The sequence below is a fragment of the Roseiflexus castenholzii DSM 13941 genome (genome assembly GCF_000017805.1).
Taxonomy (GTDB): domain Bacteria; phylum Chloroflexota; class Chloroflexia; order Chloroflexales; family Roseiflexaceae; genus Roseiflexus; species Roseiflexus castenholzii.
On sequence record NC_009767.1, the window covers coordinates 539,571 to 565,577 of the forward strand.

The 26,007-nt window shown below is 60.9% G+C and carries 22 protein-coding genes and 1 tRNA gene; 11 read left to right on the top strand and 12 right to left on the bottom strand.

Annotated elements, in window-relative coordinates; genetic code table 11:
- Window positions 1–131 precede the first annotated feature (131 nt).
- Window positions 132–677, bottom strand: a complete 546-nt coding sequence (locus RCAS_RS02190; protein ID WP_011997959.1) for an O-acetyl-ADP-ribose deacetylase — start codon at window positions 675–677, stop codon at window positions 132–134.
- Between the two features lie 379 nt (window positions 678–1,056).
- Between RCAS_RS02190 and RCAS_RS02200 the strand changes: the two genes are divergently transcribed.
- Window positions 1,057–1,132: transfer RNA gene (locus RCAS_RS02200), tRNA-Arg, on the top strand.
- A gap of 7 nt (window positions 1,133–1,139) precedes the next feature.
- Here RCAS_RS02200 and RCAS_RS02205 read toward each other — a convergent pair.
- The gene (locus tag RCAS_RS02205; protein ID WP_011997961.1) at window positions 1,140–1,934 is read right to left on the bottom strand and encodes a GNAT family N-acetyltransferase; all 795 of its coding nucleotides are present in this window, start codon (window positions 1,932–1,934) and stop codon (window positions 1,140–1,142) included.
- A 472-nt stretch (window positions 1,935–2,406) separates the two neighbouring features.
- Window positions 2,407–3,123 carry a hypothetical protein gene (locus tag RCAS_RS02210; protein ID WP_011997962.1) on the bottom strand — a complete coding sequence of 239 codons (717 nt, stop codon included), beginning with the start codon at window positions 3,121–3,123 and terminating at the stop codon, window positions 2,407–2,409.
- A gap of 1,292 nt (window positions 3,124–4,415) precedes the next feature.
- Between RCAS_RS02210 and RCAS_RS02220 the strand changes: the two genes are divergently transcribed.
- Window positions 4,416–5,063, top strand: coding sequence for a hypothetical protein (locus RCAS_RS02220; RefSeq protein WP_011997964.1), 648 nt, complete (start codon window positions 4,416–4,418; stop codon window positions 5,061–5,063).
- 579 nt (window positions 5,064–5,642) lie between these two features.
- Here the strand turns inward: RCAS_RS02220 and RCAS_RS02225 are convergent.
- Entirely contained in the window at window positions 5,643–6,251 is a 609-nt protein-coding gene (locus RCAS_RS02225) for a DICT sensory domain-containing protein (protein ID WP_011997965.1), read from the bottom strand.
- A gap of 472 nt (window positions 6,252–6,723) precedes the next feature.
- Here RCAS_RS02225 and dcd point away from each other — a divergent pair, with 472 nt between their 5' ends.
- Entirely contained in the window at window positions 6,724–7,278 is a 555-nt protein-coding gene (gene dcd, locus RCAS_RS02230; RefSeq protein ID WP_011997966.1) for a dCTP deaminase, read from the top strand.
- Window positions 7,279–7,395: 117 nt separating this feature from the next.
- Here dcd and RCAS_RS02235 read toward each other — a convergent pair whose 3' ends face one another.
- The 3 genes from RCAS_RS02235 to RCAS_RS02245 are packed head-to-tail and all read right to left on the bottom strand — an operon-like array spanning window position 7,396 to window position 9,821.
- Window positions 7,396–7,818: an NUDIX hydrolase gene (locus RCAS_RS02235; RefSeq protein ID WP_011997967.1), complete on the bottom strand. Its 423-nt coding sequence runs from the start codon at window positions 7,816–7,818 to the stop codon at window positions 7,396–7,398.
- Between the two features lie 29 nt (window positions 7,819–7,847).
- Window positions 7,848–8,765, bottom strand: coding sequence for a cytochrome c biogenesis CcdA family protein (locus RCAS_RS02240; RefSeq protein WP_011997968.1), 918 nt, complete (start codon window positions 8,763–8,765; stop codon window positions 7,848–7,850).
- A 12-nt stretch (window positions 8,766–8,777) separates the two neighbouring features.
- Window positions 8,778–9,821: an NAD(P)/FAD-dependent oxidoreductase gene (locus tag RCAS_RS02245; protein ID WP_011997969.1), complete on the bottom strand. Its 1,044-nt coding sequence runs from the start codon at window positions 9,819–9,821 to the stop codon at window positions 8,778–8,780.
- A 263-nt stretch (window positions 9,822–10,084) separates the two neighbouring features.
- Here RCAS_RS02245 and RCAS_RS02250 point away from each other — a divergent pair, with 263 nt between their 5' ends.
- Together RCAS_RS02250 and RCAS_RS02255 are read left to right on the top strand one after the other, a co-directional pair.
- Window positions 10,085–10,699, top strand: coding sequence for a Uma2 family endonuclease (locus RCAS_RS02250; protein WP_011997970.1), 615 nt, complete (start codon window positions 10,085–10,087; stop codon window positions 10,697–10,699).
- Window positions 10,700–10,711: 12 nt separating this feature from the next.
- Entirely contained in the window at window positions 10,712–11,659 is a 948-nt protein-coding gene (locus RCAS_RS02255) for a TlpA family protein disulfide reductase (RefSeq protein WP_011997971.1), read from the top strand.
- Window positions 11,660–12,363: 704 nt separating this feature from the next.
- On the opposite strand, the gene RCAS_RS02260 is transcribed toward RCAS_RS02255, so the two are convergent.
- Window positions 12,364–13,131: a gamma-glutamyl-gamma-aminobutyrate hydrolase family protein gene (locus RCAS_RS02260; protein ID WP_011997972.1), complete on the bottom strand. Its 768-nt coding sequence runs from the start codon at window positions 13,129–13,131 to the stop codon at window positions 12,364–12,366.
- Window positions 13,132–13,517: 386 nt separating this feature from the next.
- On the opposite strand from RCAS_RS02260, the gene RCAS_RS02265 reads away from it, so the two are divergent.
- Together RCAS_RS02265 and RCAS_RS02270 are read left to right on the top strand one after the other, a co-directional pair.
- On the top strand, window positions 13,518–14,540 hold the full coding sequence (locus RCAS_RS02265) for a fumarylacetoacetate hydrolase family protein (RefSeq protein ID WP_011997973.1): 1,023 nt from the start codon (window positions 13,518–13,520) through the stop codon (window positions 14,538–14,540).
- On the top strand, window positions 14,461–16,650 hold the full coding sequence (locus RCAS_RS02270) for a glycosyltransferase 87 family protein (RefSeq protein ID WP_232280132.1): 2,190 nt from the start codon (window positions 14,461–14,463) through the stop codon (window positions 16,648–16,650). The genes RCAS_RS02265 and RCAS_RS02270 overlap by 80 nt, the downstream gene beginning before the upstream one ends.
- On the opposite strand, the gene RCAS_RS02275 is transcribed toward RCAS_RS02270, so the two are convergent.
- Complete coding sequence (locus tag RCAS_RS02275) at window positions 16,594–17,028, bottom strand: ester cyclase (protein WP_011997975.1); 435 nt, start codon at window positions 17,026–17,028, stop codon at window positions 16,594–16,596. The two genes, RCAS_RS02270 and RCAS_RS02275, sit on opposite strands and share 57 nt — an antisense overlap.
- 845 nt (window positions 17,029–17,873) lie before the next feature.
- Here RCAS_RS02275 and RCAS_RS02280 point away from each other — a divergent pair.
- Entirely contained in the window at window positions 17,874–20,051 is a 2,178-nt protein-coding gene (locus RCAS_RS02280) for a glucosidase family protein (protein ID WP_041331441.1), read from the top strand.
- Between the two features lie 3 nt (window positions 20,052–20,054).
- Here RCAS_RS02280 and RCAS_RS02285 read toward each other — a convergent pair whose 3' ends face one another.
- The gene (locus RCAS_RS02285; RefSeq protein ID WP_011997977.1) at window positions 20,055–20,900 is read right to left on the bottom strand and encodes a TerC family protein; all 846 of its coding nucleotides are present in this window, start codon (window positions 20,898–20,900) and stop codon (window positions 20,055–20,057) included.
- 344 nt (window positions 20,901–21,244) lie between these two features.
- On the opposite strand from RCAS_RS02285, the gene RCAS_RS02290 reads away from it, so the two are divergent.
- Window positions 21,245–22,537: an adenylosuccinate synthase gene (locus tag RCAS_RS02290; RefSeq protein WP_011997978.1), complete on the top strand. Its 1,293-nt coding sequence runs from the start codon at window positions 21,245–21,247 to the stop codon at window positions 22,535–22,537.
- A gap of 4 nt (window positions 22,538–22,541) precedes the next feature.
- Here RCAS_RS02290 and RCAS_RS02295 read toward each other — a convergent pair whose 3' ends face one another.
- Together RCAS_RS02295 and RCAS_RS02300 are read right to left on the bottom strand one after the other, a co-directional pair.
- Window positions 22,542–22,832, bottom strand: a complete 291-nt coding sequence (locus RCAS_RS02295; RefSeq protein ID WP_011997979.1) for a hypothetical protein — start codon at window positions 22,830–22,832, stop codon at window positions 22,542–22,544.
- Window positions 22,833–23,030: 198 nt separating this feature from the next.
- Window positions 23,031–23,981: a ParA family protein gene (locus RCAS_RS02300; RefSeq protein WP_011997980.1), complete on the bottom strand. Its 951-nt coding sequence runs from the start codon at window positions 23,979–23,981 to the stop codon at window positions 23,031–23,033.
- 226 nt (window positions 23,982–24,207) lie between these two features.
- On the opposite strand from RCAS_RS02300, the gene RCAS_RS02305 reads away from it, so the two are divergent.
- On the top strand, window positions 24,208–25,251 hold the full coding sequence (locus RCAS_RS02305; protein WP_011997981.1) for a GHMP family kinase ATP-binding protein: 1,044 nt from the start codon (window positions 24,208–24,210) through the stop codon (window positions 25,249–25,251).
- Window positions 25,252–25,337: 86 nt separating this feature from the next.
- Window positions 25,338–25,961, top strand: a complete 624-nt coding sequence (gene gmhB / locus RCAS_RS02310; protein ID WP_011997982.1) for a D-glycero-beta-D-manno-heptose 1,7-bisphosphate 7-phosphatase — start codon at window positions 25,338–25,340, stop codon at window positions 25,959–25,961.
- The last annotated feature ends 46 nt before the right edge of the window (window positions 25,962–26,007 follow it).

Consider the following 26,007-nt stretch of genomic DNA (forward strand, 5'->3'; position numbering starts at 1 on the left):
GGTTCTTCCACCCACCAGGTGTGTATACATACGCAAGCACTCCTTCCCTCCGATGTGCAAACAGGCGCGGACGTCTTGGTTCTTATGTATTCAACGCGTCGTTCGTCTCTTGATGGCGGGCGATGATGTCATCAATCGACGGGTATCAATCCAAGGTTCTGTGCAGCCCGCACGTAAGCCTGAAAGGTCTCTTCGTCGAACAGGACGAAGCGCACCAGCCTGATCTCAGAATGGCTCTGCACCACATCCCGGCACGTCGCCAGGGCAATCGGCGCGGCCTCGTCGAGCGGGTAGCCGTAGATTCCGGTACTGATCGACGGGAACGCGATGTGCTGTAACCCGTGTTGTTCTGCCAGCAGCAGCGACGAGCGGTACGCCGATGCGAGGAGTTCGGCGTCGCGCGGGTTGCCGCTGTAGCGCGGACCAACAGCGTGAATGACATGGCGCGCTTTGAGATGGTATCCGGCAGTGATGCGCGCCTCTCCTGTGGGACAGCCGCCGATACGCGCACACGCTTCTGCGAGTTCTGGTCCGGCGGCGCGATGGATCGCGCCAGATACTCCGCCTCCCGGCGCGAGCGTTTCGTTGGCTGCGTTGACAATCGCATCGACGTCCTGCTCGACAATGTTGCCGCGGATCAGCTCCAGAGTTGCAAGACCAATCTTGAATTGCATCATTTGGCCTCCTTTTGAGTCCAGGCATTGAGATGGGACACGGATTCGCGCGGATGGGACGGATGGCGGCGGATCGAGGTGACGAGCACTGCGCGCATCGGTCTCGCACCGTGCGTATCCGGGTTCGGATGCGCCAACCGAACCGAGCGAGCGCTGGCGTGGAGATGGGACACGGATTCGCGCGAATAGGGCGGATGGCGGCGGATCGAGGTGACGAGCACTGCGCGCATCGGTCTCGCACCATGCGCATCCGGGTTCGGATGCGCCAACCGACGACCGGCGCGCCCGACAGCCAGCATTGCCAGATGCACTGTTGGGATTGCGCCCTGTACCTCCTTTCAGGCTTGTCGCTGCACCGAACGTGTGCTATAGTGATCGTCGTGCGGGCGTAGCTCAGTGGATAGAGCAGCGGTCTTCTAAACCGTTGGTCGGGCGTTCGAGTCGCCCCGCCCGCGCCACTCCTCGTCAGTATCCCCGATAATGCAGCAGGTGCTCCTCGTATTCCGCCACAACGTCAAACCCGAGGCGACGGTAGCAGGCGATTGCGGCAGTGTTGTCCGCACGCACATTCAAACCGATGAGATCGACGGTGCGCAGCAGCGAACGACAGAGCGCCGCAGTTGCCATTGTCGCCAGCCCACGACTGCGAGCTGATGGCAGGGTGGTGATATTGCCCAATGCCGCAACCCGTTGCTCCATTGAGTAGACATGCACCCCGGCGACGCTGAGCAGCACGCCGTCGGCATCGCGCACGCCGAAGTATTGACCGGTCTCCAGCATGCGCGGGTCGAACCAGTTTCCCGGATAACTGCGCGCGTAGAGCGCCTGGAGTTCATCGGTTGCCGCCGATGTCAGGCGTTCAACCACACTGGTGTCGATGCCCGCAAGACGATCCGGGTTTGTCAGCGCCATCTTCAGGTGTGGACCGTGAGGTTCGAGGATGTAGTGCGAGGTGAGCGCATCGCGCGCTTCGGGCGACAGGTGCGCGTAGAAGTGTGGCGGAAGCAGTGGCATCGCCTGAGCCAGCAATGCCGCGAGTGCCGTCGCCGGTGGGGGCGCCATCGCCAGGAGAACGGGAAGATCGCCTCCGGTGTAGAGCAGCGCCAGCGCCTGGATGTGGTCGCCTTCCCGCAAGCCATACCAGATGGTGCGGGACCAGAAGAAATCGTCGAGATCGCCCAACTCGTAAACATGCAACGCCGGATTCCGGCGCAGATAGGTTTCAATGGTGCGTTTGTCGTGAAGGATGAGCGCTGCCATAGCCTCAGGCGTATCCAGAAGTGCTGCTTGCTCTATGATGCCAATGACGATTGACGATGCCGCATGCTGGTCATTCCGAGCCCTTCGCTTCGCTCAGGGTAAACGCAGCGCGGAATCGGCGCGGGTCGCGCACGACCCCCTCGCGCTGCTTGGGGGGACTATGCCGGATGTGCACCGGTCATTGGTATGACATAGTGTAAACGTCCCATCGCCGATCTGCAACTCTTAGCCGTTCGCTGAAAGTCTGCGCGAATCGACCCTCAGCGGCACGGGCAATGAGAGACGCTCTCGTTGTCAAGAACCCGGCGTGCCATATTTGTTGATCGACTCACTGCCACGCATCTCGACGACACACAGATCGAGACGTTGCACCGCAACGTCTCGACCGGAACTCGTACCCTTGCACCTTCCCGCCTTCAACGTTCGCGCGTTCAATGTTCAACGCGCAACGACTTCCCGCCTTCCACCTTTCCTAGATTGCCTTCAACCCCTTCACCAGATGCGCAAGATCGGCGGGACGCTCGTCGGTGTATTCGAACCCTGGGAAGCCGCCCCAGCGGAAACAGGTGCGCAGGTAATCAACGAACGTCGTGTGGTGCGGCTCGTCGCGCACCGGCGCATCGGCTGCCGGGTTCGGCAGAATAATCCGGTACACCACCACCGACCGGTGGGGAGCGCTGGCAATATCGGTCTTATGGTAGTAATCCGGCGCAAGCGGCGCGTGGTAGGGTCCCATCGCCTCTCTGCCAAATTCGCGGCACGCCTCGCGCCAGATGCTGTACTCTTCCAACGCCATGTCGATCGGGTCAACCACCATTGGATCGGTGTAGGAGTACTCCGCCCATTGTGGATGGTATCCGATGAAGTTGACCGATCCGACGATTTCGTACCATGCCCGCAGGGCGAGCGGCATTGGTCCGACGCGGCGCTCAAGTTCTTCGATGCAGCGATGAACGTCGGGACGTGGCGGCCTGACCGCTTCAGCCGGGAAGGCGAAGCGGTAGCCAATGCGCTCGAGCCGTGCCCGCAGCACCTCAACATTGTCTCTGGCGCGCCGCATTGTTTCGCGCGCAACCGCCAGCGCGTCGGAGAAGAGCGGTTCATTGCGAATGCGCTCGCCAGCCGCCATCATTTCGTTCCAGACCTGTTCGTGTTGTCCCTTGCGGTATCGTTCGAGCCAGGTTGCCATGGTCTCTACCTCCTTTGAGGCAGACTGCAACTGCGCTGCGTATCGTTCCAGGCAGGCGCGATCAGCGATACGTGAAGGGGCGGGTCGAAGACTGAGACGATGGGGATGCGCCGGGTACGCCATTGTACGGGAGAGCCTTCTGCGCCGTTGCAGTCCTCCCTGTGCTGCTTGTTTAATCATGATACCCTATCGGTTCCAGGCTTGCGGAAAGATCCGATCGCCAAACGTGGCAGTTTCTTGCTGGAAAAGGGCGAGCGTTCAGCGAAACGGTTCAGGGCGCTGAGCCTGTGGTCTGAACGTGCCTGGACCCTTTCGCAGTATCGCCGGAAGTCGCGTCGCTGCAACCGGGCGATCAGCGCGTAGCACAAAAACGGATGCAGCAGATGGTTCAGCAGCGGCGCGTATGGAGCGCGCGGGAGCAGGCCCGACACTGCGCCTGCACAAACAGCGACATTGTGGATGAGCGCGAGGATGCTCCAGATGATGATGACACGCGGGAGAACGTAACCGCTCATAGAGATCAGGACTCTGCCAGGATGTCGTGCGAACATGCCATTCCCGTGCAGATCAAAGCAATGCGTCTGGAAGGCGCGACAGTCTGCGCCAGGCACGGGCGGAAAGTTGTCGCGCGGCTGGGGCAGGCTCAGGTAGTTCAGCCATATCATGCCGCTAAGCATGACAACAGTGACCAGGATCAATCCCATCCATCTCTGCCTCTGTCAAAAGTCAGATATGAGTCTGGCGGTTCGACAGATGATCCACAGAACGCTTTATGCTATGGTCATACCAATGACGCTTGACGATGCCGCATGCTGGTCATTCCGAGCGCAGCGACGGGTCATTCCGCGCGCAGCGACGGGTCATTCCGCGCGCAGCGCGGAATCTGCGCGGGACGCGCACGACCCCTCGCGCGGCGTGGGGTGACCATGCCGGATGGTCACAGGGCATTGGTATGAGAGGCGAGAGGCGAGAGGTGAGAGGTGAGAGGTGAGAGGTGAGAGGCGAGAGGTGAGAGGTGAGAGGCGAGAGGCGAGAGGCGAGAGGCGAGAGGCGAGAGGTGAGAGGTGAGAGGTGAGAGGCGAGAGGCGAGAGGCGAGAGGTGATACCAATGATGCTTGACGATGCCGCATGCTGGTCATTCCGAGCGCAGCGACGGGTCATTCCGCGCGCAGCGAGGAATCTGCGCGGGACGCGCACGACCCCGCGCGCTGCTCGGGGTGACCATGCCGGATGGTCACAGGGCATTGGTATAAAAGCGGCAAGACATAGTCGCACGGCGAAAGGAGGGCGCGATGGAACCGCGTGTTTCAAGGAATGCAATGATCATCGGCATGCTGCTCGTGTTCTTTGGGGTGCTGAGCCTGTTGCAGAACGTTGGCGTGCTGAGTTTCCTGAGTGCACTGATGTGGGCTGTAGCGTTCGGGGCAGGCGGCGCCGTTTTTCTCTACGTCTTTTTGAAGAGCGATGCCGGTTGGTGGGCGTCCATTCCCGCAGGCGCACTGTTGGGGATTGCGATGACGATTGGCGCTGAGGAACTGCTCCCCTGGCTGCCAGACGGTTTTACAGGCGCCATCTTCCTCGGCATGCTGAGCCTGGGGTTCCTGTCAATTGTCCTGATGAATCATACTCGTTGGTGGGCGCTTATTCCGGGAGGCGCGCTGCTCAGTGTTGCTGCAACTGCGGCATTTTCCGAGGTGCTGCCCGATCAGGCGGTTGGCGGCGTCCTGTTCCTTGGTCTGGCGGCGACATTTGCGATCCTGGCGCTGCTACAAACGACGCCAGGCATGCGCTGGATGTTCGTTCCTGCCGCCGTGCTCGGCACAATGGGCCTGCTGCTGATGACGTCGGCGCACCTGGCTGGATTCCTGTGGCCACTGGTGCTGATCAGCATCGGCATTGCGCTTCTGTTCGGCAGCCGCCAGCGCGAGATCTATCGTTAGAGGGTTTTCACATCTGTAAATCTGTAATACCAATGACGCTTGACGATGCCGCATGCTGGTCATTCCGAGCCCTTCGCTTCGCTCAGGGTAAACGCAGCGAGGAATCTGAGCGGGTCGTGCACGACCCCTCGCGCTGCTCGGGGTGACAACGCCGGATGTTCACGGGTCATTGGTATAAAAGCGGCAATACATAGTCGCACGGCGAAAGGAGGGCGCAGAAGATGCCGCATGCGTGTCATTCCGAGCGCAGCCATGCTTGTCATTCCGAGCCCTTCGCTTCGCTCAGGGTAAACGCAGCGAGGAATCTGAGCGGGTCGTGCACGACCCCTCGCGCTGCTCGGGGTGACAACGCCGGATGTTCACGGGTCATTGGTATAACAGAACACGGATGCACACGAGACGAATGTACACGGACTGGGTGGCATACTGTGTGTCGTAGACGGACAGAAATCGTTCGCCCTGGACGCTATCGCTTGAGCAATCCGCGCCACAAGCGCGAGGTTTGCGGCTCATAGCGGATTAATGTCTCAAAGAGAGCAAGCGCTGCCGCTGCCCGCGCCGGAGAGACGCACACGATTATCAATGCCTGATCGCGCGCAATCGCGCGGTCAGTTCTTTTTGCATCACCACAGTCGTGCGCTGTGTCGCCAGGGCATCGCGCGTCACAACCGGCGCTGATTGACCGAGCGCGTGGTAAAACGCAGTCATCATCGGTTCGATCTGCGCAAAGCTCACTATCCAGACCGCCTGGAAACGACGGGATGCGCGGTAGGGCGCGCACCGATCCTCATCGTAAGCGACAAGCGCCGCTGCGATCGTTGGTCCCCAAGCAATGACCGTCCATTCGTGCACGAGGGGCCACTCCGCTGCCAGAGCAATCGTTGTGACGCCTGGCACGTCGGGCGGCGGCTCATCGGGAAACCCCAGCACAAATGCCTGTGACAACTGTGGCGCAAAGCGGTGATAGCGATGCGCCTGACGGCGGTAATGGGAGAAGCGCTGGAATGTTGCGATCAGGCACGTCTCCGGTGCTGCGGCGGCATAGTCTTCGATCAGGTAACTCAGCGCCAGCATCATGCTGCGGCTGTGCAGGGTCTTCTTCTGATCCTGGAAGAATGCTGCGAAACTGAAAGCGCTGAGGGTGTCGATATAGGATGGGTCGAGTGAAAGCGCATGAGTTGATCGCATAGGATAAACGCCTCCTGGGAGAGTCGATACATGGACGGTGAAGACACGTGGTATGAGGCGTCGGCGCCCTGTTGGTGCATTCGCCATCGGTTATGCTCACGTTGTGGAATCTCCAATCGGCTTGCACATCATCGGCGAGGGCTGCAACCGACAGCAGCTCGATGAGCGTCAATCCCGCTTCATCGCATTCCCACGTGCATATCATTGGCGGGAGGCTGCAACCGGCAGCAGGGAGATTGCTTCGCTCGCAACAACGTTGGTTCCTCGATTATTCAGATACACTCTCAAATTATACAATGATCCCATTAGAAGAAGATTAACACAGAGACCCGATGCATCGACTTGCCGGCATGCTCGGTGCGACAGAGAGACGTAGAGCAAGGTTGCACACCTCTGGTATAATGTCGCATTCATACGTTCTGCCGGGAGGCGCAGCGCCAATGGCAGACTGTTCGTGCAAGGAGGAGGCGTTGTGACGATCAAGTCCGACCGCTGGATACAGGTAATGGCGCGCGAATATGGTATGATCGAGCCGTTTGTTGCCGAACAGGTGCGCGGTGGTATCATTTCATATGGGTTATCGTCCTACGGCTACGACATGCGCGTCGCCGATGAGTTCAAGGTGTTCACGAATGTGTTCAACACCCTGGTGGACCCCAAGCACTTCGATCCACGCTCCTTCGTTGATATTCGCGGCGACTACTGCGACATTCCGCCGAACTCATTCGCGTTGGCGCGCTCGGTCGAATACTTCCGCATTCCGCGCAATGTGCTCTGCATCGTGTTGGGGAAAAGCACCATCGCTCGCTGCGGCATCATTGTGAATGTGACGCCGCTTGAGCCAGAGTGGTGCGGGTACGTGACCATCGAAATCTCGAATACGACGCCATTGCCTGCGCGCATCTATGCCAACGAAGGGATTGCGCAGGTGCTATTCCTGGAAAGCGACGAACCGCCGCTTGTGTCGTATGCCGATAAAGCGGGCAAATATCAGAATCAGACGGGGGTTGTGCCGCCGCGATTGTAGCCATCTTGCTGAAATGGCGCGCCCGCATCGCGCGGGAGATCGAGAACCACCACGCTCAGGCGCTATCGACCGGATATGCGGCGCCCTCCTTTGACAGCCCAAAATCTTAGAGAGTAGTCACGGTGACGGGATTATCTTCGTGGCGCGGACAATGATGTCGCGGATCTGATGGTATCCGACGCGCATCTGCGCTTCATGGGGAGGGAACCAGGCGACGGCGCTGATCCCCTCTTCCGCTTCTGGCACAGCGTCCCCACCGTCGGCGTGCATCAGGAAAAAGTCAACGCGCTTCCGATACGGCTTGCTTTTCTTCTGAACCATATACGTAACACTTCCGACAAACGCCCCCAACTCACCGGTCATCCCAGTCTCTTCGCGCACCTCGCGCACCGCCGCTTCTGCGGCGCTCTCGCCGTCGTCGAGGTGACCTTTGGGCAGCGTCCATTTGCCATACTGGTCGTGGATCAACAGAATGAGCGGCTGCCCGCGTTCGTCGTAGCGATAGACGACACATCCCGCCGCGTCAGGCTGATCGTTCATCAGGAAATCCCTTCGTCCTGCTGCGTCGTCTACTGACCAAAGAAGAGACGTTGCACCCATTGTTCGAGGCTCAGCGCCCACTGCGCCAATGGCGTGCGCTGCGCCCACTCGCTCAGCGCGGTCAGTTGCCCGGTTGCCAGCAGCAATCCCATGATGACCAGCAGCGCCCCGCTGATCAGGCTGGTGGTGTGCAGGTGCAGTTGATAGCCACCGATGCTCAGGCTGAACCCGCGCCCGCGCAGCGCCTTCCAGAACGGCGAACCGGCGCCAAGGCGACTGAAAAAGGTTGCCACAATGATCAATGGCGTGCCGAGACCAAGCGCATAAATGAACGAGAGCACCGCCCCTTGCAAAATAGCGATGCCCTGCGTTGCCAGCAATGTGAGTAATGCCCCCAGGATCGGACCGACGCACGCCGTCCATCCAAGCGCAAAGGTCGCGCCATACAGGTACGAGCCGGCAATGCTTGCCGAAGGACGCGACAGGAGTTGCACGCCGCTGAACCCTTTTCCCAGCATGCTCAGGAGTCCAAAGACGATAACGATCAATCCGCCGATGAAGGTCAGCGCCTCAAGATTGCGAAACAGCGCCTGACTGAGCGCCGTCGCCGTCGCACCGAGCAGCACCATGGTCGTCGCCAACCCCAGGAAGAACGCGATGGTCATGACCACGATCCGCTCGCGCTGCGCCTGAAATGTGAAGGCGAAGTAGGCGGGCAGAATTGGCAAGGTACAGGGGGACAGAAAACTGAACACACCGGCAAGAAACGCCGCCGGCGCCAGAATGAGCATGCTGGCGCCGCGTGGCGCCACCGGACTGCTGCTTCCCTGACTCAGAATGGCGAGCACTGCAAGCGCCAGCGCAATGCCAAGACCAACAAACAAGGCGCGCCAGGGGAATCGCGTCGCCGATGGCGCGGTTGCCGGGTTGGTGTTTTGAACAGACATAAGGCAACTCCGTTATCGATTGAGCCAGGCGTCAATTGCGCGAGCGACTTCCTGACCGTTCTTGATCGCCAGGTGGATGCGCCCTAGCCCGACAGCGTAGTCGCCCGCAAAGAACAATCCGGTCTGCGTGCTATTGAGCATGTCCGCCTTTGCGACTCCATCCGGCAAAGCATAGCGCCATCCCTGACGATCATACCACATTGGACGGCGGAGATCCTCCTCAAGCACCATGCTGACCATCTCTATCACGGCGGATGCCAGTTCTTCGGCCGGTGCATCCCACTGTTGCAAACTAAAATGACCGGACATTTGAACGATCAACAGGCTGTGTCCAGGCGGGCAGCGTTCCGTGCCCTTCGTGTGTTCGAGCGCCAGCCACGCCACCGGATGTTGCCGATCAACATTAACCAGCGCATAGAACGGTCGCTCAATCGGTCGGTCATACGCCAGAGTCAGCGTCAGGCAGCGTCGATACGGCACGCGGATCAGTTCTCGCACCAGCGCGTCGCGCAATGTCGGATCGAACTCGCTCATTGCCAGGATTTCCGCCGTCTGCGGCGCCGGCGGCGTCAGCAGCACCGCGTCGGCGGTTCCGGCATGCGCGCCGTTGGCATCAAACAGCATCCAGCGCTCTGTCCCCGTTTCGTGGCGCAGCGCAGCAATCCGTATTTCCCGCCGCACATCGAGTCCGGCGGCAAGCAGTTTTCCCAACTGATTGAGACCGGCGGCATAGAACCGGGAGGGTTCGGCATTGAGCGTTGGATCGCCTTCGACGATCGTGCCATCGGCATGGAAGACATACACCGGTTGTGTGATATGGCGCAATCCTTCAGTTGGAAGCCCGGTGTGCAACAGGCGATCCATGTCTTCGTCCTGCGCTTTGATGACCTGTGCGCCATGGTCGAACACGAACCCGTTGCGTCGGCGCGTCGCCACACGCCCGCCAACGCCGCGACTCTTCTCGTATATTGTGATGGAGAGATCAGGATGTCGCTGACGAAGTTCGCGCGCCGCGCTGAGACCGGCCATTCCCGCACCAATGATTGCCAGATGCACGATTTTCCTCCTTTTCAAGAATCCTACCACAAGAATGGGATCTGTGCAGGTGAGGCGCGAGGTGCGAGAGGAGAGGCGAGAGGGTTTGCAAGGAGAGGCGTTGCACCGCAACGTCTTGCAATGTTGAAGGTTGAACGTTGCGCGAGGCGAGAAACCCGGTTCCTGGTTCTCAGAATCCCTTACCCCCGTTTGCGATACTCCCTCTGAAAGTGGTACTATACCCGGTGTGGCCGTCCTGTCGATTCGATGAGTGAGGGAGCCGTATGACGGTCGAAGCGCACGCCGATTCGTTGAGAATAACCCACAGTGACGGGCTGGAAGTCGATCTCGCGCCGCTTCAGGCTCTCTGGACGGAGGAGCAGTATCTGCGTCTTACCGAACAGACCAACCACCTGATCGAGTTTGTCGACGGTTCTATCGAGGTGCTGCCGATGCCCACCAGCCGCCATCAGACGATGCTGCTCCTCCTGTATGAACGACTAAAAGCGGCAGTGCAGCCAACGGGAGGAAAAGTGCTGGCGGCGCCGCTGCGGTTGCGCCTGCGACCTGGCAAGTTTTGTGAACCTGATATTGTGTTGTTGCAGTCTGCCGACGATCCGCGTTATCAGGACGCCTTCTGGCTCGGCGCCGATCTCGTGGTTGAAGTCGTCAGTCCCGACCAACCGGAGCGAGATACCAGAGAGAAAGTGCGCGACTATGCCGAGGCAGGCATCCCCGAATACTGGATTGTCAATCCGCTCGATGAGACGGTGACGGTGTTGGCGCTTGCAGGAGAAGCGTACACGCCGCACGGCGTCTTTCGTCGAGGTCAGCGCGCGCTTTCAAAATTGCTCGACGGTTTCGGCGTCGCAGTGGATGATATTTTCGATGTGCAATAGCGAGGAATAGGTATGCGCTATAGACTGTTAACGCTTCTCGTAGCGACGCTGTTGATCGCTGCATGCGGTCAACAGCAATCGGTTCGCTCTGGCAGTCCGGTGACGCCGGTTTTTGCTTTTACCGAAGCGGTTGTCGGTCCGAACCGCATTGCGCTCGGGCTGGTGCGCAACGGTTCTCCGGTCAATGATCCGGGGGCGAAGATCCACCTGCGCTTTTTTGACCTGAACGACACGAGTTCACCGGTCAAAATCGAGACGGATGCGGTTTATTACGGACAGGGATTGCCAGCCGCGATCTATGTCGCCTATCCGACGTTCGACCGGGCTGGCAATTGGGGGATAGAAGTGCAGACCACCCTCAGCGGTCAGTCGGAACCGAACGTTGCGCGATTGCGCCTCGAGGTCAAGGAGCGTTCAGAAGTTCCAAATGTGGGTGATCGGGCGATTTCGGTGAAGACGCCAACCGTCCGCGATGTGCCGGATCCGTCGCGCCTGTCGTCGGGGCGCGTCGAAGACCTTTCGATGTACCAGATCAGCCTCGACGAAGCGTTGCAGAATGGCAAGCCGACGGCGCTGCTCTTCGCCACACCTGCCTTCTGCCGCACCGCAGTGTGCGCCCCAAGCCTGAGCGTGATGCAGCAGTTGCAGAAAATCTATGGCGACCGCATCAATTTTATCCACGTCGAGGTGTTTCGCTACCCGTTCCGCGAGTCGTTTGAGGCGCAGACGGCGGTGTTCCAGAAACTGTCGCAGGAAGGGCGCGCTCCACGACCGGAAGAGCGCAATGTGGGGCTTTCCGACCCAATGATTGCTTGGGGGTTGCAGTCGGAACCATGGTTGTATCTGATCGACGCGAATGGCGTCATCGTCGCGCGGTATGAGGGCGGCATCACCCGCGAGGAAATGACCCCGGCGCTGGAGAACCTGATCGCCGGTAAACCGCCGCAGGACGGCAGATGATGGTTCAGAGCGCGGTTTCACCTGCCGTTGGAACCACAGAGGCGCAGAGGGCGCAGAGGCATATGTGCGCCTTCGCGCCTGCCGCCGTCGCCCCGGCAACGTGCGCCGGGAACCACAGAGGCGCAGAGGGCGCAGAGGCACGTGTGCGTCTTCGCGCCTGCCGCCGTCGCCCCGGCAACGTGCGCCGGGAACCACAGAGGCGCAGAGGGCGCAGAGGCATATGTGCGCCTTCGCGCCTGCCGCCGTCGCCCCGGCAACGTGCGCCGGGAACCACAGAGGCGCAGAGGGCGCAGAGGCACGTGTGCGCCTTCGCGCCTGCCGCCGTCGCCCCGGCAACGTGCGCCGGGAACCACAGAGGCGCAGAGGGCGCAGAGGCATATGTGCGCCTTCGCGCCTGCCGCCGTCGCCCCGGCAACGTGCGCCGGGAACCACAGAGGCGCAGAGGGCGCAGAGGCACGTGTGCGTCTTCGCGCCTGCCGCCGTCGCGCCGGCAACGTGCGCCGGGAACCACAGAGGCACAGAGGGCGCAGAGGCACGTGTGCGCCTTCGCGCCTGCCGCCGTCGCCCCGGCAACGTGCGCCGGGAACCACAGAGGCGCAGAGGGCGCAGAGGCACGTGTGCGTGCGCCTGCCGCCGTCGCCCCGGCAACGTGCGCCGGTGCGGTGCAATGCCGTGCAACGTCGTTACGTGGGACGTTCGCACGTTCAATGTTCAACGTGCATTCCCGCTTCCTGTACAAACGCCTGGAACACCCGCGCCCACCGCGGATCGGCGCCGTTCCATAGCATCTCTGGGTGGCACTGCACCCCTATGACCCATTCTGACGATTCCAGTTCGACCGCCTCGATAATGCCGTCGGGGGCGCGGGCAGTCACGCGCAGCGTTGGCGCAACGTCGCGGAGCGCCTGGTGATGAAGCGTGTTGACCGGCGCCTCGGTGACGCCGAGCAGGTCTGCCAGGCGCGAGTCGCGCTCGATGACGATGGGATGCGCCAGGTATGTCATATCCTTCCGATCGGTCGACTCGTTGTGGTTCAGCGCGCCTTCCACTTCGGAAGGGATGTCCTGGTACAGGGTCCCGCCAAGCGCCACATTCAGCAGTTGAATTCCACGACAGATCGCCAGCACCGGTTTTCCATCGCGCAATGCCCGTTGTGTCAACGTGATCTCGACATCGTCCTGCAAGGGATCGGGATCACCCAGTTTCGGGTGACGCGGAGCGCCGTAGCGTGCGGGATCGATATCCTCGCCGCCGGCCAGGAGCAAGCCGTCGATCTGCCGGTAGAGCCGGTCCAGCACCTCGGCGTTCGTCGTGAGATGGATAAGCATTGGTGCGCCTCCGGCTGCCTCGATTGCGTGGAGGTACTCGATAACGTTCCCGTAGATTTTGGGAAACCAGGCGTCGTTTTGGGCAAAGTGCGCGATGCCCAGCAAGCAGGGAACGCCGATGATCGGTCGGTGCGCGTGAGACACAGGGAACTCCTTGTCACTGTTTCTTTACAGACGTATCGTATCATACCAATTCCCTGTGACCATCCGGCATGGTCACCCCGAGCAGCGCGAGGGGTCGTGCGCGACCCGCGCCGATTCCTCGCTGCGTTTACCCTGAGCGAAGCGAAGGGCTCGGAATGACCAGTCGCTGCGCTCGGAATGACCAGTCGCTGCGCTCGGAATGACAAGTCGCTGCGCTCGGAATGACACGCATGCGTCATCTTCAATCGTCATTGGTATAACGTCGCGACCGCCCCGCCTTCAACGTTCAACCTTCCCACCTGCAACTCCTCACGCATCTCGCCCCGATTTGACACCCATACCGGCGACGGCTATGATCGATACACTGTGCATCGAAGGAGCAAACCATGCGCCTGGTCACCTTTCAGTTTATCGACAGGCAACCGCGTGTCGGGGTAGTGATTGGCGACACCATCATCGACCTGGCAGCTGCCGCGCCGCTGGTGTTCGACGATCCGCCTCCGCCTCCCTGGCGCCTGCTCGATGTGCTGGAAGGAATGCCGGATGGGATGGGTCTCGATGGGGCGGCAGAAATTGTGGCGGCGGTGATCGATCAGATCGGCGGCGCCGATGACGAGGGAATGGAAACGTCACGGTATGGACCGTTGACGATTGGTGGTGTCGAGATGCTCATCCCGCTCGATGAAGCGCACCTGCTGGCGCCGCTGCCCCGACCCCCAAGTCTGCGTTGCTTCGAGGCGAGCGAGCGGCATATGGCTGCGCTTGCCCGTCTGCATGGCGGTGGCATGCCGTACTACTGGTACGAACGCCCAATCTTCGCGTTCGGCAACCATGCTGCTATCTACGGTCCCGACGCGAAGATACCGCTGCCGCGCACCACAGCGTTCGATTACGAACTCGAAGTCGCGTGTGTTATTGGTCGTGCAGGGCGCGATATTCCTCTCGATGAGGCGAATGATTACATTGCCGGGTACGTGTTGCTCAACGATTGGACGGCGCGTGACGTTCAGCACGAAGAACTGATCGCAGGGTTCGCTTTCAGCAAAAGCAAGGATGCCGCCACATCGCTCGGACCCTGGCTTGCCACACCGGATGAACTGGATGAGTACACCCTTGATGGCGGGCATTTCAATCTCACATTGATCGCTCGTGTCAATGGCATCGAACAGTCACGCGGCAACCTCCGCGATCTGGCGTACACCTTTGCGCAGATGGCTGCTGCTGCTTCGCAGGATTGCACCCTCTATCCCGGCGACATCATTGCCTGTGGCGCGATCGGCGGCTCGCTCCTCGAGGCGACTGATGGGCAGGGTCCGTGGATCGAACCCGATGATCTGGTCGAACTTGAAGCCGCCGGTCTCGGCGTTCTCCGAAACCGCATTGTTGTGCGAGACTTCCTGCGTGCGTGACGTACCGCGCTTCACCTGGTTCTCTCTCCTCATAATCGCCCTGGCAGCGCTGCTGGTTGCTATGGGTGCGACTGTTGTCGCCGCTCCGCCACTCTGCGACATTGGCGCTGGCGAGGATGTCGGTTGCGCCCGCGGTTTCGAGACGCGCGAAGGCGATGGGTATGGGTCGTTTCGCTGGACGGATGGGCACGCCGGTGTGACGCTTGCCGCTGCCGGGTATGGTGGTCTGTACATCGTTGATGTGGTCATGGCGGCGCCCCGTCCACCCTATGCGCCGTCACCGTCTGTCACACTCTTGATCGCCGGCGTGTCGGTTGAGGTCGCGCCAGCAGATGCGACCCGGCGCTACCGCTTTCTGCATCCGCCCGGTTTTCCATCCGGGGATGCCATTCGCCTGACGATCCAGAGCGATACCTGGAAGCCCGCCGACGATCGCCGCAATCTTGGCGTTCTTGTGTATCTGGCGCGCGCCAGGCCGCTGGGTGCACCGGCGCTGCCGTCGGTGCAGCATACTCTGGCGCTGCTGGCGATTGGTCTTGCGGCTGTGCGTGTCGGGCGTCGTGTGGCGCACCCTGCAAGACAAACCGCCATCTCGCTGACAATGATTGGGGTGTGTGGCGCGCTCTGGGGCTGGCTGCCGACGCAAATCGCGCCATTCCTGCCGATCTACGCGCTTTTGCTGGGGAGCGCAGCGCTGCTGTTCGCTCGCGCAGAACGTCGCGCGCCGCCACAACAACCAGTAACCTGGCGAGAACCTGCGTGGCTGGCGGCGCTCGGCGGGGTGGCGCTCGATGCACTCGTTGTCGCAGGCATTGCGCGTGGGGCGTGGGTTGTGCCGGTCATCGGAGCGCAGGCGGCGCTCGTCGTGTGGGGAACATGGAGTGCTGTCGGACGCCTCTGGTCGCTCACCGATCTGCTGAGAATCGCGCTGGCGGTTCGCCTGCTGGCGTTGGCCTCACGATTGCTCAGCGGCGAGATCGGCAGTGACCCAGATGTTGAACTCTTCTACAACTACGGGCGCGCCACGCTGGAACTCGGTCTGCCCATTGTCGAGTATCCGTCTGGCGCTCTGATACCCTGGGCATTGCTGGCGCTGCCTGGCAGCCGCGAACTCTTCGCGCTGGCATTGCCGCTCGTTAACACCGCCGCCGATCTGGTCATCGTCTGGGCAATCTGGCAGATCGGTGCGCAGCGCCGTGCAACGGAAGCAGGTGACAATGCTGCGGCGCCGGCGTGCTTCTATGCACTGTCGCCGCTTTTGCTCCCCTTTTGGCACGGCAAGTACGACGCGCTGCCAACGGCGTTGCTGGCGCTTGGGTTGGTGGCATTCGCGCATCGACGCATGGGTTGGAGCGGTGGAGCGCTTGGCATCGGCGGTGCGTTGAAATGGACCCCCTGGCTGGCGGCGTTCGCGCTGGCGCTTGGACTGGAGCGGGCGCGTTCCCGCCATCCGTTTGCGCTGTTGGCGTTTGCGGCTGGCGGATTCATTGCAGTGGCAGCAACATCGATCCCATTTGCGCTGATCGACTGGCGCCGCTTTCTGGCGCCGTACACGCTCCAGGGTGGGCGCGCCATCACCGGTGAAAGCCTCTGGTTCCTGGCGCTCCTGATCAGTACGCCGGAGCACCGGTTGCGCCTGCCGGCGCCGTGGGGTGCAGTCGAGACCGGACAATGGTTCCTGGGAGTCGCTGTTGCCGTTCAAGGAGCGATGCTGGCAGGCTTAATGCTCAGCGCACTCCGATCACCGTTACCGGCGTGGCGTCTCATCGCGCTGGCGGCGTTAATGCCAGCCGCTTTCCTGCTGCTCAACCGGGTCTTTAGTCCACAGTACATGGTCACAATAACCGTAGCGGCGCTGATCGCCAGCGCCGCCGTTGGTGCTCCTCCACATGCTATCCGAAGGATTATTCTGTTGTTGGCCATTGCTCAGGCTGCCAATCTCCTGGTCTGGCCCAACACCGTTTCCTGGTGGACCCTGGCGTCGGCAATCATGTTCGTGACCACCCTGAGCGCGCTGGGGTTGCTCGTTCTGATGGCGCACGACGCGCCATCGTTAGCGTCCTGCTTCCATCGCTACAGGAAACGCCCCGATCTGGAGCATCATCGCTGAACCATCGTAGCTCCACCATGCTTCCGCGATCTTGCCCTCCACAAACCGCTCAATCGTTACTCCGTGGAGCGTGACGGCATTGTAACTTGGCGGAATCGATCCGTAGAAACCTGTGTGCGTTCCTGTCCATTTCCAGCGCACCACCACGCGGTCGTGTTCGGCGATCAGGTCTTCGATTGTCATGTGCATGTCCGGGAATGCGATGCGCAGACGCTCTATCCAGCGTTTGAGCGCCTTGGCGTTGCGCACCTGGTGCGCAGACGGATCGTGATTGACAAATCCGGGAGCAAACACCTCGTCGATAACATCGAGCCGACCCTGGTTCCACACGGCTTCGGCGACATAGCGCGCGATTGCGCGATTTGTCTCGATACGCATTGGGAAAGCCTCCTTAAACTTGTGCTGACGTTGCACGTCGGCGACATTGCCGATGTTTCGTATGCGCATCATTGCGTCTCTGCCAGCCGTACAGCGTTGCCAGGGGGGTGGCGAAACGCTGCGATGCGGCGCGTCCCGCATCAGTTGTGTCAGAGGCGATTACACGTGAGGGATGACCTGCCGCGTTCAAGGCGGAGTCATCCCTCTACCATTGTATGATACTCCATGATCCAGCAGTTTGGGTAGAGGCGTCTTGACGAAATGTAATGTTTTCGCAACCATTGCGCTCTAGAGACGTTTTGCGCTCCAGGATGAGTAGCCTGATTGCGATGGGGAGTGTGAACGTATGCTCTGGATCGATGACGCCCTGATGATTCTTTTGATTGGTGCGATTGTTGCCGAAAGGCGTTCTGCAATCTCCGTTCTACCAGGCGGCAGGGTTCGAGGCGACCTGTGATACAATGCGCGGAACCTGATCGATCAGGCGAGCGGCAAGGGGCGAGAAGGGGGCAGGTTGAACGTGAAAGAGGGAGTTGAGCGTCTTATACCAATTCCCTGTGACCATCCGGCATGGTCACCCCGATCAGCGCGAGGGGTCGTGCGCGACCCGCGCCGATTCCTCGCTGCGTTTACCCTGAGCGAAGCGAAGGGCTCGGAATGACACGCATGCGGCATCTTTAATCGTCATTGGTATTAAAGGAGAGCGGCGCGCGTCAGGAGCATGGTGAGCGAGAGTGCGCGGAGAGATACGGATCACAACGGATTCTTACGGAAGGAACTCGCAGTCGTTCTCAGTTTCCGGCTCCTGGTTCTCGGTTCTCAGTGCTCAGTTCTCGGACATCGTCGTGAAACATCTTCTTCCGCTCCTCATCGTTCTACTCGCCACCTCCTGTTCCGTGCCGCAGCAATCGCCTGTTGAGACGCCACAGTCGTCACCTGCGCCGATTGCAACCGTTCTGCCGACCGCCGATGTGTTTGCCGATTACTGGGGGCGCTCCGGCGGCGAGGCAGCCCTGGGAAGAGCGATTGGTGCGCCAATCCTGCTCGACGGGGCGCCGACGCAGGTCTATCAGCGCGGTATGATAGCGCTGCTTCCAGAAGGTCCGTCTGCACGTCCATTGCCGCCGGGATGGGCGGATGGTCCGCCGTCCGATCTTGCGCGCCTGCCCGTCTCGTCGTGGCGCGCTATGCTGATGGCGCCGTCGGGCGCGACGCCGCTGACGCCGCTTCGCGTTCAGGTGTCTGTTGCAGGCTACACCGGGCGCGCAGCACTGCACCTCTATGATGGGCGCGCGCGCCTGATCGGGCGTTGGGATGTTGTCGTGGCGAATGGCGTGGGGGGTGTGGAGGTGGCGCCAGGAGGCGCGCTCGGCGTCCACAGCGCTCTGCTGATCATCGACGGCGCAATTGCCGGCGGTGCAAGCCGTCTGTACACCCTCGACGCCGAGACCACGCTGGTGACCGGTCAGGAACGCTTCGATGCGCTCTATCCGATGATCCGTGGCTTTATGGAGCAGTGCGTGCTGGAATACGCTCTCGATGGCGTTCCGGTGCGCGGGTATCGCTCACCCGACAATCCACTGCTCTGGTTGCGCGATCATACCTATCAGGCGCGTGGGTTTCGCTATTTCGAGACCGACGTCACCAGCATGATCGACGCCTTCCGCCGAGCGCAACGTCCCGATGGCAGTTTTCCCGATTTTCTGGCGCACCCTGAGTTGGGAGTTATGCGTTCTCTGCGCAAGGAGGTCGAGGCGGATGTCGAGTATCTGTTCATTCAGGCGGTCTACGAAGCCTGGCAAATGACCGGCGACGATGCCTGGCTGCGCACCAATCTCGATGCCATGCGGCGCGCCGCGCGTTACGCCACCAGTGATCCGTTGCGCTGGGATACAGAACAAGGTCTCATCAAACGCCCCTACACGATCGATACCTGGGATTTCTCCTACGGTCCCACGACAACCGATCCGACGACGGGGAAACCGGCGCCGCGTCACTGGATTGATGACCAGACGATCTGGGGCATTTTCCACGGCGACAACACCGGGCTGGCGTATGCTCTCGAGTTGCTGGCGCGCATCGAGGAGCGGGTTGGCGACCCAACACGCGCGCAGCAGTGGCGCACCGAGGCGAACGGGATCATGGACCGACTGAATGCGTTGAGCTGGAATGGACGCTTCTTCACCCATTTCGTGCCGCTGGCGCCGTTCGATACGCCGGGTGTCGATGAAGCGGCGCAACTCAGCCTGTCGAACGCCTATGCGCTCAATCGCGGCGTGTTGCGCCACAATCAGGGGCGCGCTATCGTCGATGAATATTTCCGGCGCGGATTGCAGCGCGGCGCGACATTCGCCGAGTGGTACAGCATCGATCCGCCATTTCCAGAAGGGAGTTTCGGGCTTGCCGGTCGTCCCGGCGAGCGTCCTGGCGAATATGTTAATGGCGGGTTAATGCCGCTCGTCGGCGGCGAACTGGCGCGGGGCGCATTCCGGTATGGCGCCGAACGCTACGCCTTTGAGATCCTGCACCGGTACTATTTTCTGATCAGCAGCACTGGCGCGACCTATCTCTGGTACTATCCGGCGGGTAATCCGGGGATTTCCGGCGCAGACACGCTGCCGACCGACGGATGGGGCGCATCGGCGATGCTCGGCGCGCTGATGGAAGGCGCAGCGGGCATCGAAGATCGCGCGGCGCTGTACCGCGATGTCGTCCTCAGCCCGCGCTGGATCTTCACCCGCGATGTGGATGGCGTGCAGGCGATTGCGCGCTATGCCGCCTCGGACGGCTATGTCGCCTACCGTTGGCGGCGGATGAGCGGCGGCGTCGAACTTCAGGCGACTGGATCAGGAGAGCGTATGCGCGTGCGCATCCCCTTGCCGGAAGGCGTGACTGCACCGACCAGTGTGTTGCTGAACGGAGCGCCGCAGGACTACACCATCGAAGACGCAAGCGGCAGTCGGTATGTCGTGTTTGATATGACTGCGCCATTTGGGACGGTGCAGGCGATCTGGGCGCCATAGCCGCTATTCCGTCGGCTGCTCCTTGCGGCGGAACGAACCTGTCATCGCCGCCGTCGTCGCCTCGATACGCAACTGGATCATCGCGGAGAGCCAGATCAGCGGACGCGCCGCCAGCGCGACAGGAACCCGCAACGGCGTGCGCGCCACAACCACCGTCAGGATCAGAATGCTGGCAGAGATGACAAATTGGGTCATTTCTTCGATATGCACATGCCACATCTCCTCCGCCAGCAGTTCGGCGCCAATCGCCAGCAGGAGCAGAAACGCGCCGGTCTGCAACGCCGGTTCCCAGGCGATCATGCGGGTGAAAATGGTAGCGGCGAAGCGCATCACGAGAATACCTATCGCCACGCCGGTCATCACAACCCAGAATGCATCCGACAGCGCCACGGCTGCAATCACGTTGTCGATACTGAACGCCAGGTCGGCAAGTTCAATTGCCAGCACGGTGGACCAGAACCCGCCGCGTGCGCGTGGGATTGGGTCGTGCCCGGCTTCGGCGCGATGAGCGTGGTACAGTTCGGCGAAATGATGGAATGCCAGGTACACCAGATACGCCGCGCCAATCGCGCGCAGCCAGGGCACGTGGATAATGACACTTGCTAACGCCAGCATCAACCCGCGCCCGACATACGCGCCGAGCAAGCCAACTTTGAGCGCCGCTTCGCGTTGATACCCCAGAACCCGTTGCGACCATGCCGTCAGAAAGCGCAGCACAGGGGTCCAGGTAATAGGGCGATCATTCGGCAGGTGTGCGACCATTGCCCCCAGGACGGCAGCGTTGTCGATTGACAGAATGCCTTCAAGAAAGATCAATTGGATAATAATCGTAACGGCTGCGATATCCATGGATCACCTGCACTTTCGTACACGAACGCCAACACAACCCTGGCGACCATGCAGGCAATGCCTGCCACACGGACAGGCATGCGCACAAGCCCGAAACCCGGCTATAATAGCACCGGAAGGCGTCTGTGCCGATGAGACGGATGCAGTTGCCTGACGGGCAGCGCTAGGAATCCTGGCAGGGCGCATTGCCGGATGCCGGACTTCGCCATAGCGCCGCTACGCAACGTGTCGCCGTAGTGAGAGCGGCGCGCTGCAAAGTTCGCCGGACGATTGCCATATGTATCGTCGTAGTGACGCTTATCATAACACATGTCATTCACAACAGGACAGAAGGGAGTTCGCCAATGCCGGTCGTCGCAGTAATTGGCGCCCAATGGGGCGACGAAGGCAAGGGGCATATTGTTGACATGCTCGCCGAGCGCGCGCGGCTTGTCATTCGTTACGGCGGCGGCAACAACGCCGGTCATACCGTCGTCAATCGCCATGGGACCTTCAAACTTCATATCGTGCCGTCGGGTGTCTTCGACCCGGCGATTGTCAACATTGTTGGCAGCGGCGTCGTCGTAGATCCCGCCGTCCTGCTGGAAGAGATCGCCAATCTCGAAGCGCGCGGCATCTCGACTGCCAAACTCTTCGTCAGTGATCGCGCCCATGTGATCATGCCGTATCACATTCTCCAGGATAAGTTCGACGAATCGCTGCGTGGCGAGGCGAAAATCGGCACAACCGGACGCGGGATTGGTCCGGCGTATGCCGACAAAATGATGCGCATCGGTATTCGCATGGGCGATCTGTTGCACGAAGAAACGCTGCTCCAGCGTCTACGCCTGGCGCTCGAGATCAAGAACAAAATGCTGACGACATGGTACGGCGCGCAACCCCTTTCGCTCCACGAGACGTTCCTGAAGTATCTGGAGTATGGGAGTAAACTGGAACGTCACGTCACCGATGTCTATCCGATCATTCAGCGTGCGCTCGACCGCGATCTGCCGGTGCTGCTCGAAGGCGCTCAGGGCGTCCTGCTCGACATCGATCACGGCTCCTACCCGTATGTCACATCATCGCCGCCTGGCGCGGCAGGCGCCTGCCAGGGCAGCGGCATTCCGCCTGCCCGCCTGTCGTCGGTCATTGGCGTCTGCAAAGCTTATACCACCCGTGTGGGAGAAGGACCATTCCCCACCGAGATCGAGGACGAGACGGCAACAACATTGCGTCAACTGGGAACGCCGTGGGCGGAAGTCGGCACCACTACCGGTCGTCTCCGACGGGTCGGCTGGTTCGATGCCGTCATGGCGCGCTACGCGGTGCGAGTCAATGGCATCGACACGCTGGCGATCACCAAGCTCGACGTGCTCGATACCCTGCCGCGCATCAAAGTGTGCGTTGGCTACCGGCGCCACGACACCGAACTCGACTACCCGCCGGCAAACCCATTCATTTTGGGGCAGGTTGAACCGATCTATGAGGATCTTCCCGGATGGCAGACGTCCACCGCAGGGGTGCGCACATTCGATCAACTTCCCGCTGAAGCGCGCGCATATGTTGCACGTCTCTGTGAACTGGTCGGCGCGCGCCTGGGGATGGTGTCGGTAGGACCAGGGCACGATCAGATTATCGAGGTTCACCGGATTATCTGAACGATCACCGGCGAATGTCTCCTGGACCCCAGAGGGCGTTCCACAGATCCTGGACTGTCGTCTGCACCGTGGCAATCGTCTGGCGGATGGGGTCGGGCGAAAGGCGCGCATCGAGGCGCGTGCGCGCGTCTTCGATCACCTCGGTGAGCAGAGCGTGGGCGTGACGCCCGTAGAGCAGGGTCAATTCATCGGTGTAGCGCTCGATCAGCGCCTCGCGCTCATCGGTCTGTTGTGCGTCTTCCAGCGCCCGTTCCAGCAAGCGGCGCGTCTCGGCGCGAAAATCGTCGACTCCCATGCGATAACTCCTTTTTGATGCGAATTGCGGAGGGCGCCCACCAGGGGGCGCCGCTACGACGGCGATGGTATGGTTGGGCGCCCACGAGGGGCGCCGCTACGATGGCGATGGTGTGGTTGGGCGTCCACCAGGGAACTCACACCCCGCACCCCGCACCCCGCACCTCACACCTCGCACCTCACACCTCGCACCTCACACCTATTGCCTATCCCTGACCAACTCCTGCTTTTTGTAGCGGCACTGGGCGCAGTAACTGATCCGGTAGCCCGCCAGACTCGTGTGTTGCAGCGCCCGCCCACAGTGCGGGCAGACTTCCGGATTGGCAGTCGGAACTGAACGGTATGGCGCAGCAGCGGGTTGTGGCACGGGCGCGGGATCCGCCTGCGCTGGCGGTTGCGGGCGCACGGCGAAGCCGAACGCCCGGCTGATATGTTCGACCAGCATCGCATAGTCGATAGCACCGCGGGATCGCGGATCGTACTCATAGATCGTCTTTCCGAGCGCAGGCGCTTCGGAGAGCCGCACATTGACGCGTACCGGCGGCGTCACCCGGTCGCCATAGCGAGCGTGGAGCATAGCGAGCAATTCGCCAGACTGCCGCACCCGCGGATCGTACATAGTCGGGATGATCATGCGCACATGACCGGCGCCGCCCTTAATACGTCCGATCTGTGCCATGAGCAACTCCAGGCTCTTCACCGAAAAGTGCTCGACGGTCGTAGGGGCAATCACATCGTGGGCGCACACCAGGGCGTTGACATTGAGCGGCGTCAGCGAGCCTGCCGAGTCGATCAAGACGAAATCGTATGCTCCGGCGACCGGTTGGAGCGCCTGTGACAACACCCGGCTCCAATCGGGACGGCGTGCAATGATCGGTTGGGCGCCGAGCAGGGTGGCATCCGCCGGCAGAAGATCGAGACCGGAACGCGCTTCGATGATGCAGCGTTCGACCGGCGCGCCATCGACCAGGACATCATAGAGCGTTCGGCGGGGATGAACGCCCAGCGCCATCGCCAGGTTTCCCTGGGCATCGGTATCGACCAGCAGAACACGCGCCCCCTTGAGCGCCAGACCCGCGCCCACATTGACGACCGTCGTCGTCTTGCCGATGCCGCCTTTGAGATTCGCCACCGCAACGACCCGCGCCACGTTCCGCCTCCGGGGGCATGGTGTAAGATGCCTGTTCAGTGTAGCACATCCTGATAAGTGCCACAAATGGCGTGTAAGAAAATTGTCATTGTTGCTGCGCGGCTGTTTACCGTCGCGTCATTGCGCCGTGTTACAGTGAAAGCGACTGATGACGCTGTGGCTCGCGCAGCCGCAGTTTGTCATTCATGGCTGCAATCGGCATGTTTCGCGGGCAAGGAGACAGAGAATGCTTATTGCGCGCTCTCCGGTGCGGATCAGTTTTGGCGGCGGCGGAACCGATCTTGCGGCGTACTACGAGCGTTTTGGCGGCATGGTTGTCAGCGCTTCGATCAATAAGTACATCTACGGCATCGTCACCAAAAACTTCGATACCACTTTTCAGGTCATTTCGGCGGATTATCGCGGCAGTATTCTCCAGGTGCCGGTCGATGGTCGGGTCGTCAGCAGCAGTCTCGAAATGCGCATGGGGCAGGTGATCTACGAACACTTCAACCTGCGCGTTCCGCTGAATATTTTCATTGCATCGGAAGTGCCGCCGGGGACAGGGTTGGGGTCATCGAGCGCCGTATCGGTCACGCTCTGCAACATTTGCAGCACGCTGGCGGGTGAAGCAATGAACAAACGCCAGTTGGCCGAAACGGCATACGAAATCGAAACGAAACGTCTCGAAGCCCCTATTGGCAAGCAGGATCAATACGCAGCCGCTTTCGGCGGTCTCAACTGCTTCGAGTTCAGCGCCGAGGGAGTGCGGGTCACGCCGCTCGCCATGAGCGTCGGCAACATTCGCGCACTCGAACGGCGCCTGATGCTGTTTTACACCGGCGCCACCCGGCAGGCGCGCGAGATTCTCAGCGAGCAGCGCGAGCGCAGCGAGCAGCGCAGCGGCAGGACGGTCGAAGCGTTGCATCGCATCAAGGAACTCGGATGGCAGATCAAGGCGGCGCTCGAAACGGGGCGTTTCGATGATTTTGGCGCCATGCTCGACGAAAGCTGGCGCCACAAGAAGCAACTCGCCAGCGGTATCTCCAACAGCGCCATTGATGACGCATATGCGGCTGCGCTGGCGGCGGGCGCCGGCGGCGGCAAAATCACCGGCGCCGGCGGTGGCGGCTTTTTGATGATCTACTGCCGTGAAGAGCGCCAGGAGGCGGTGCATGCTGCGCTCGAACGTCTGGGATTGATCCAGGTGCGGTTCGCCTTCGAATTCGAGGGTTCGCGCATTCTGCTGCACACGAACCTGCTCAACTCACCCTACAACTGGAACGAATAGGCTGCTGGGACGACCCGGCGCGTTTTCCGATACACGACCACGAGGAAACCGGCAATCCGAACCCCGTTCGGTTGAAAGGCGGAGCCATGCAAACAGTCTTCCTGGATCGCGATGGTGTCATCAACGAAAATCGTGTCGATCATGTCAAGTCGTGGCAGGAGTTTGTGTTTTTGCCGGGTGCGCTGGCGGCATTGCGCTGGCTCAACCTTGCCGGTTTTCGCGTCTTTGTGGTGACCAATCAGGCGATTATCGGGCGTGGCATCGTTCCGGCGAGCGTGGTCGAAGATATTCACACCCGCATGCAGGTGCAGGTCGCCCTGCATGGAGGGCAGATCCACGACATCCGCTACTGCCCGCACGACGATCACGCGAAGTGCGATTGTCGCAAGCCGCGCCCCGGCATGTTGCGCGATCTGGCGCGTCGGTGGAACGTCGATCTCGCGCATGCCTACCTGGTTGGTGATGCATGGAGCGATATTGCCGCCGGGCATGCGATAGGAATACGTAGTATACTGGTGCGTACAGGACGAGGTGCGCAGCAACTCGCGCGCCCTGAAACACAGCAGCATCCGCCGGATCACGTTGCGAACGACTTGCTGGGAGCGGTTGCGTGGATCATGCACCAGGAAGAAGTCGCGCTGACGCGCCGAGGGGTGGCGCAATCGCTGTACGAGCGTTCTGTCGGAGCGCCGTTCTTTTCGGTTCGATAGCAAGGAAGCCAGGAGTCTATGCGGTTGGCTAGCCAGGAACGACAGT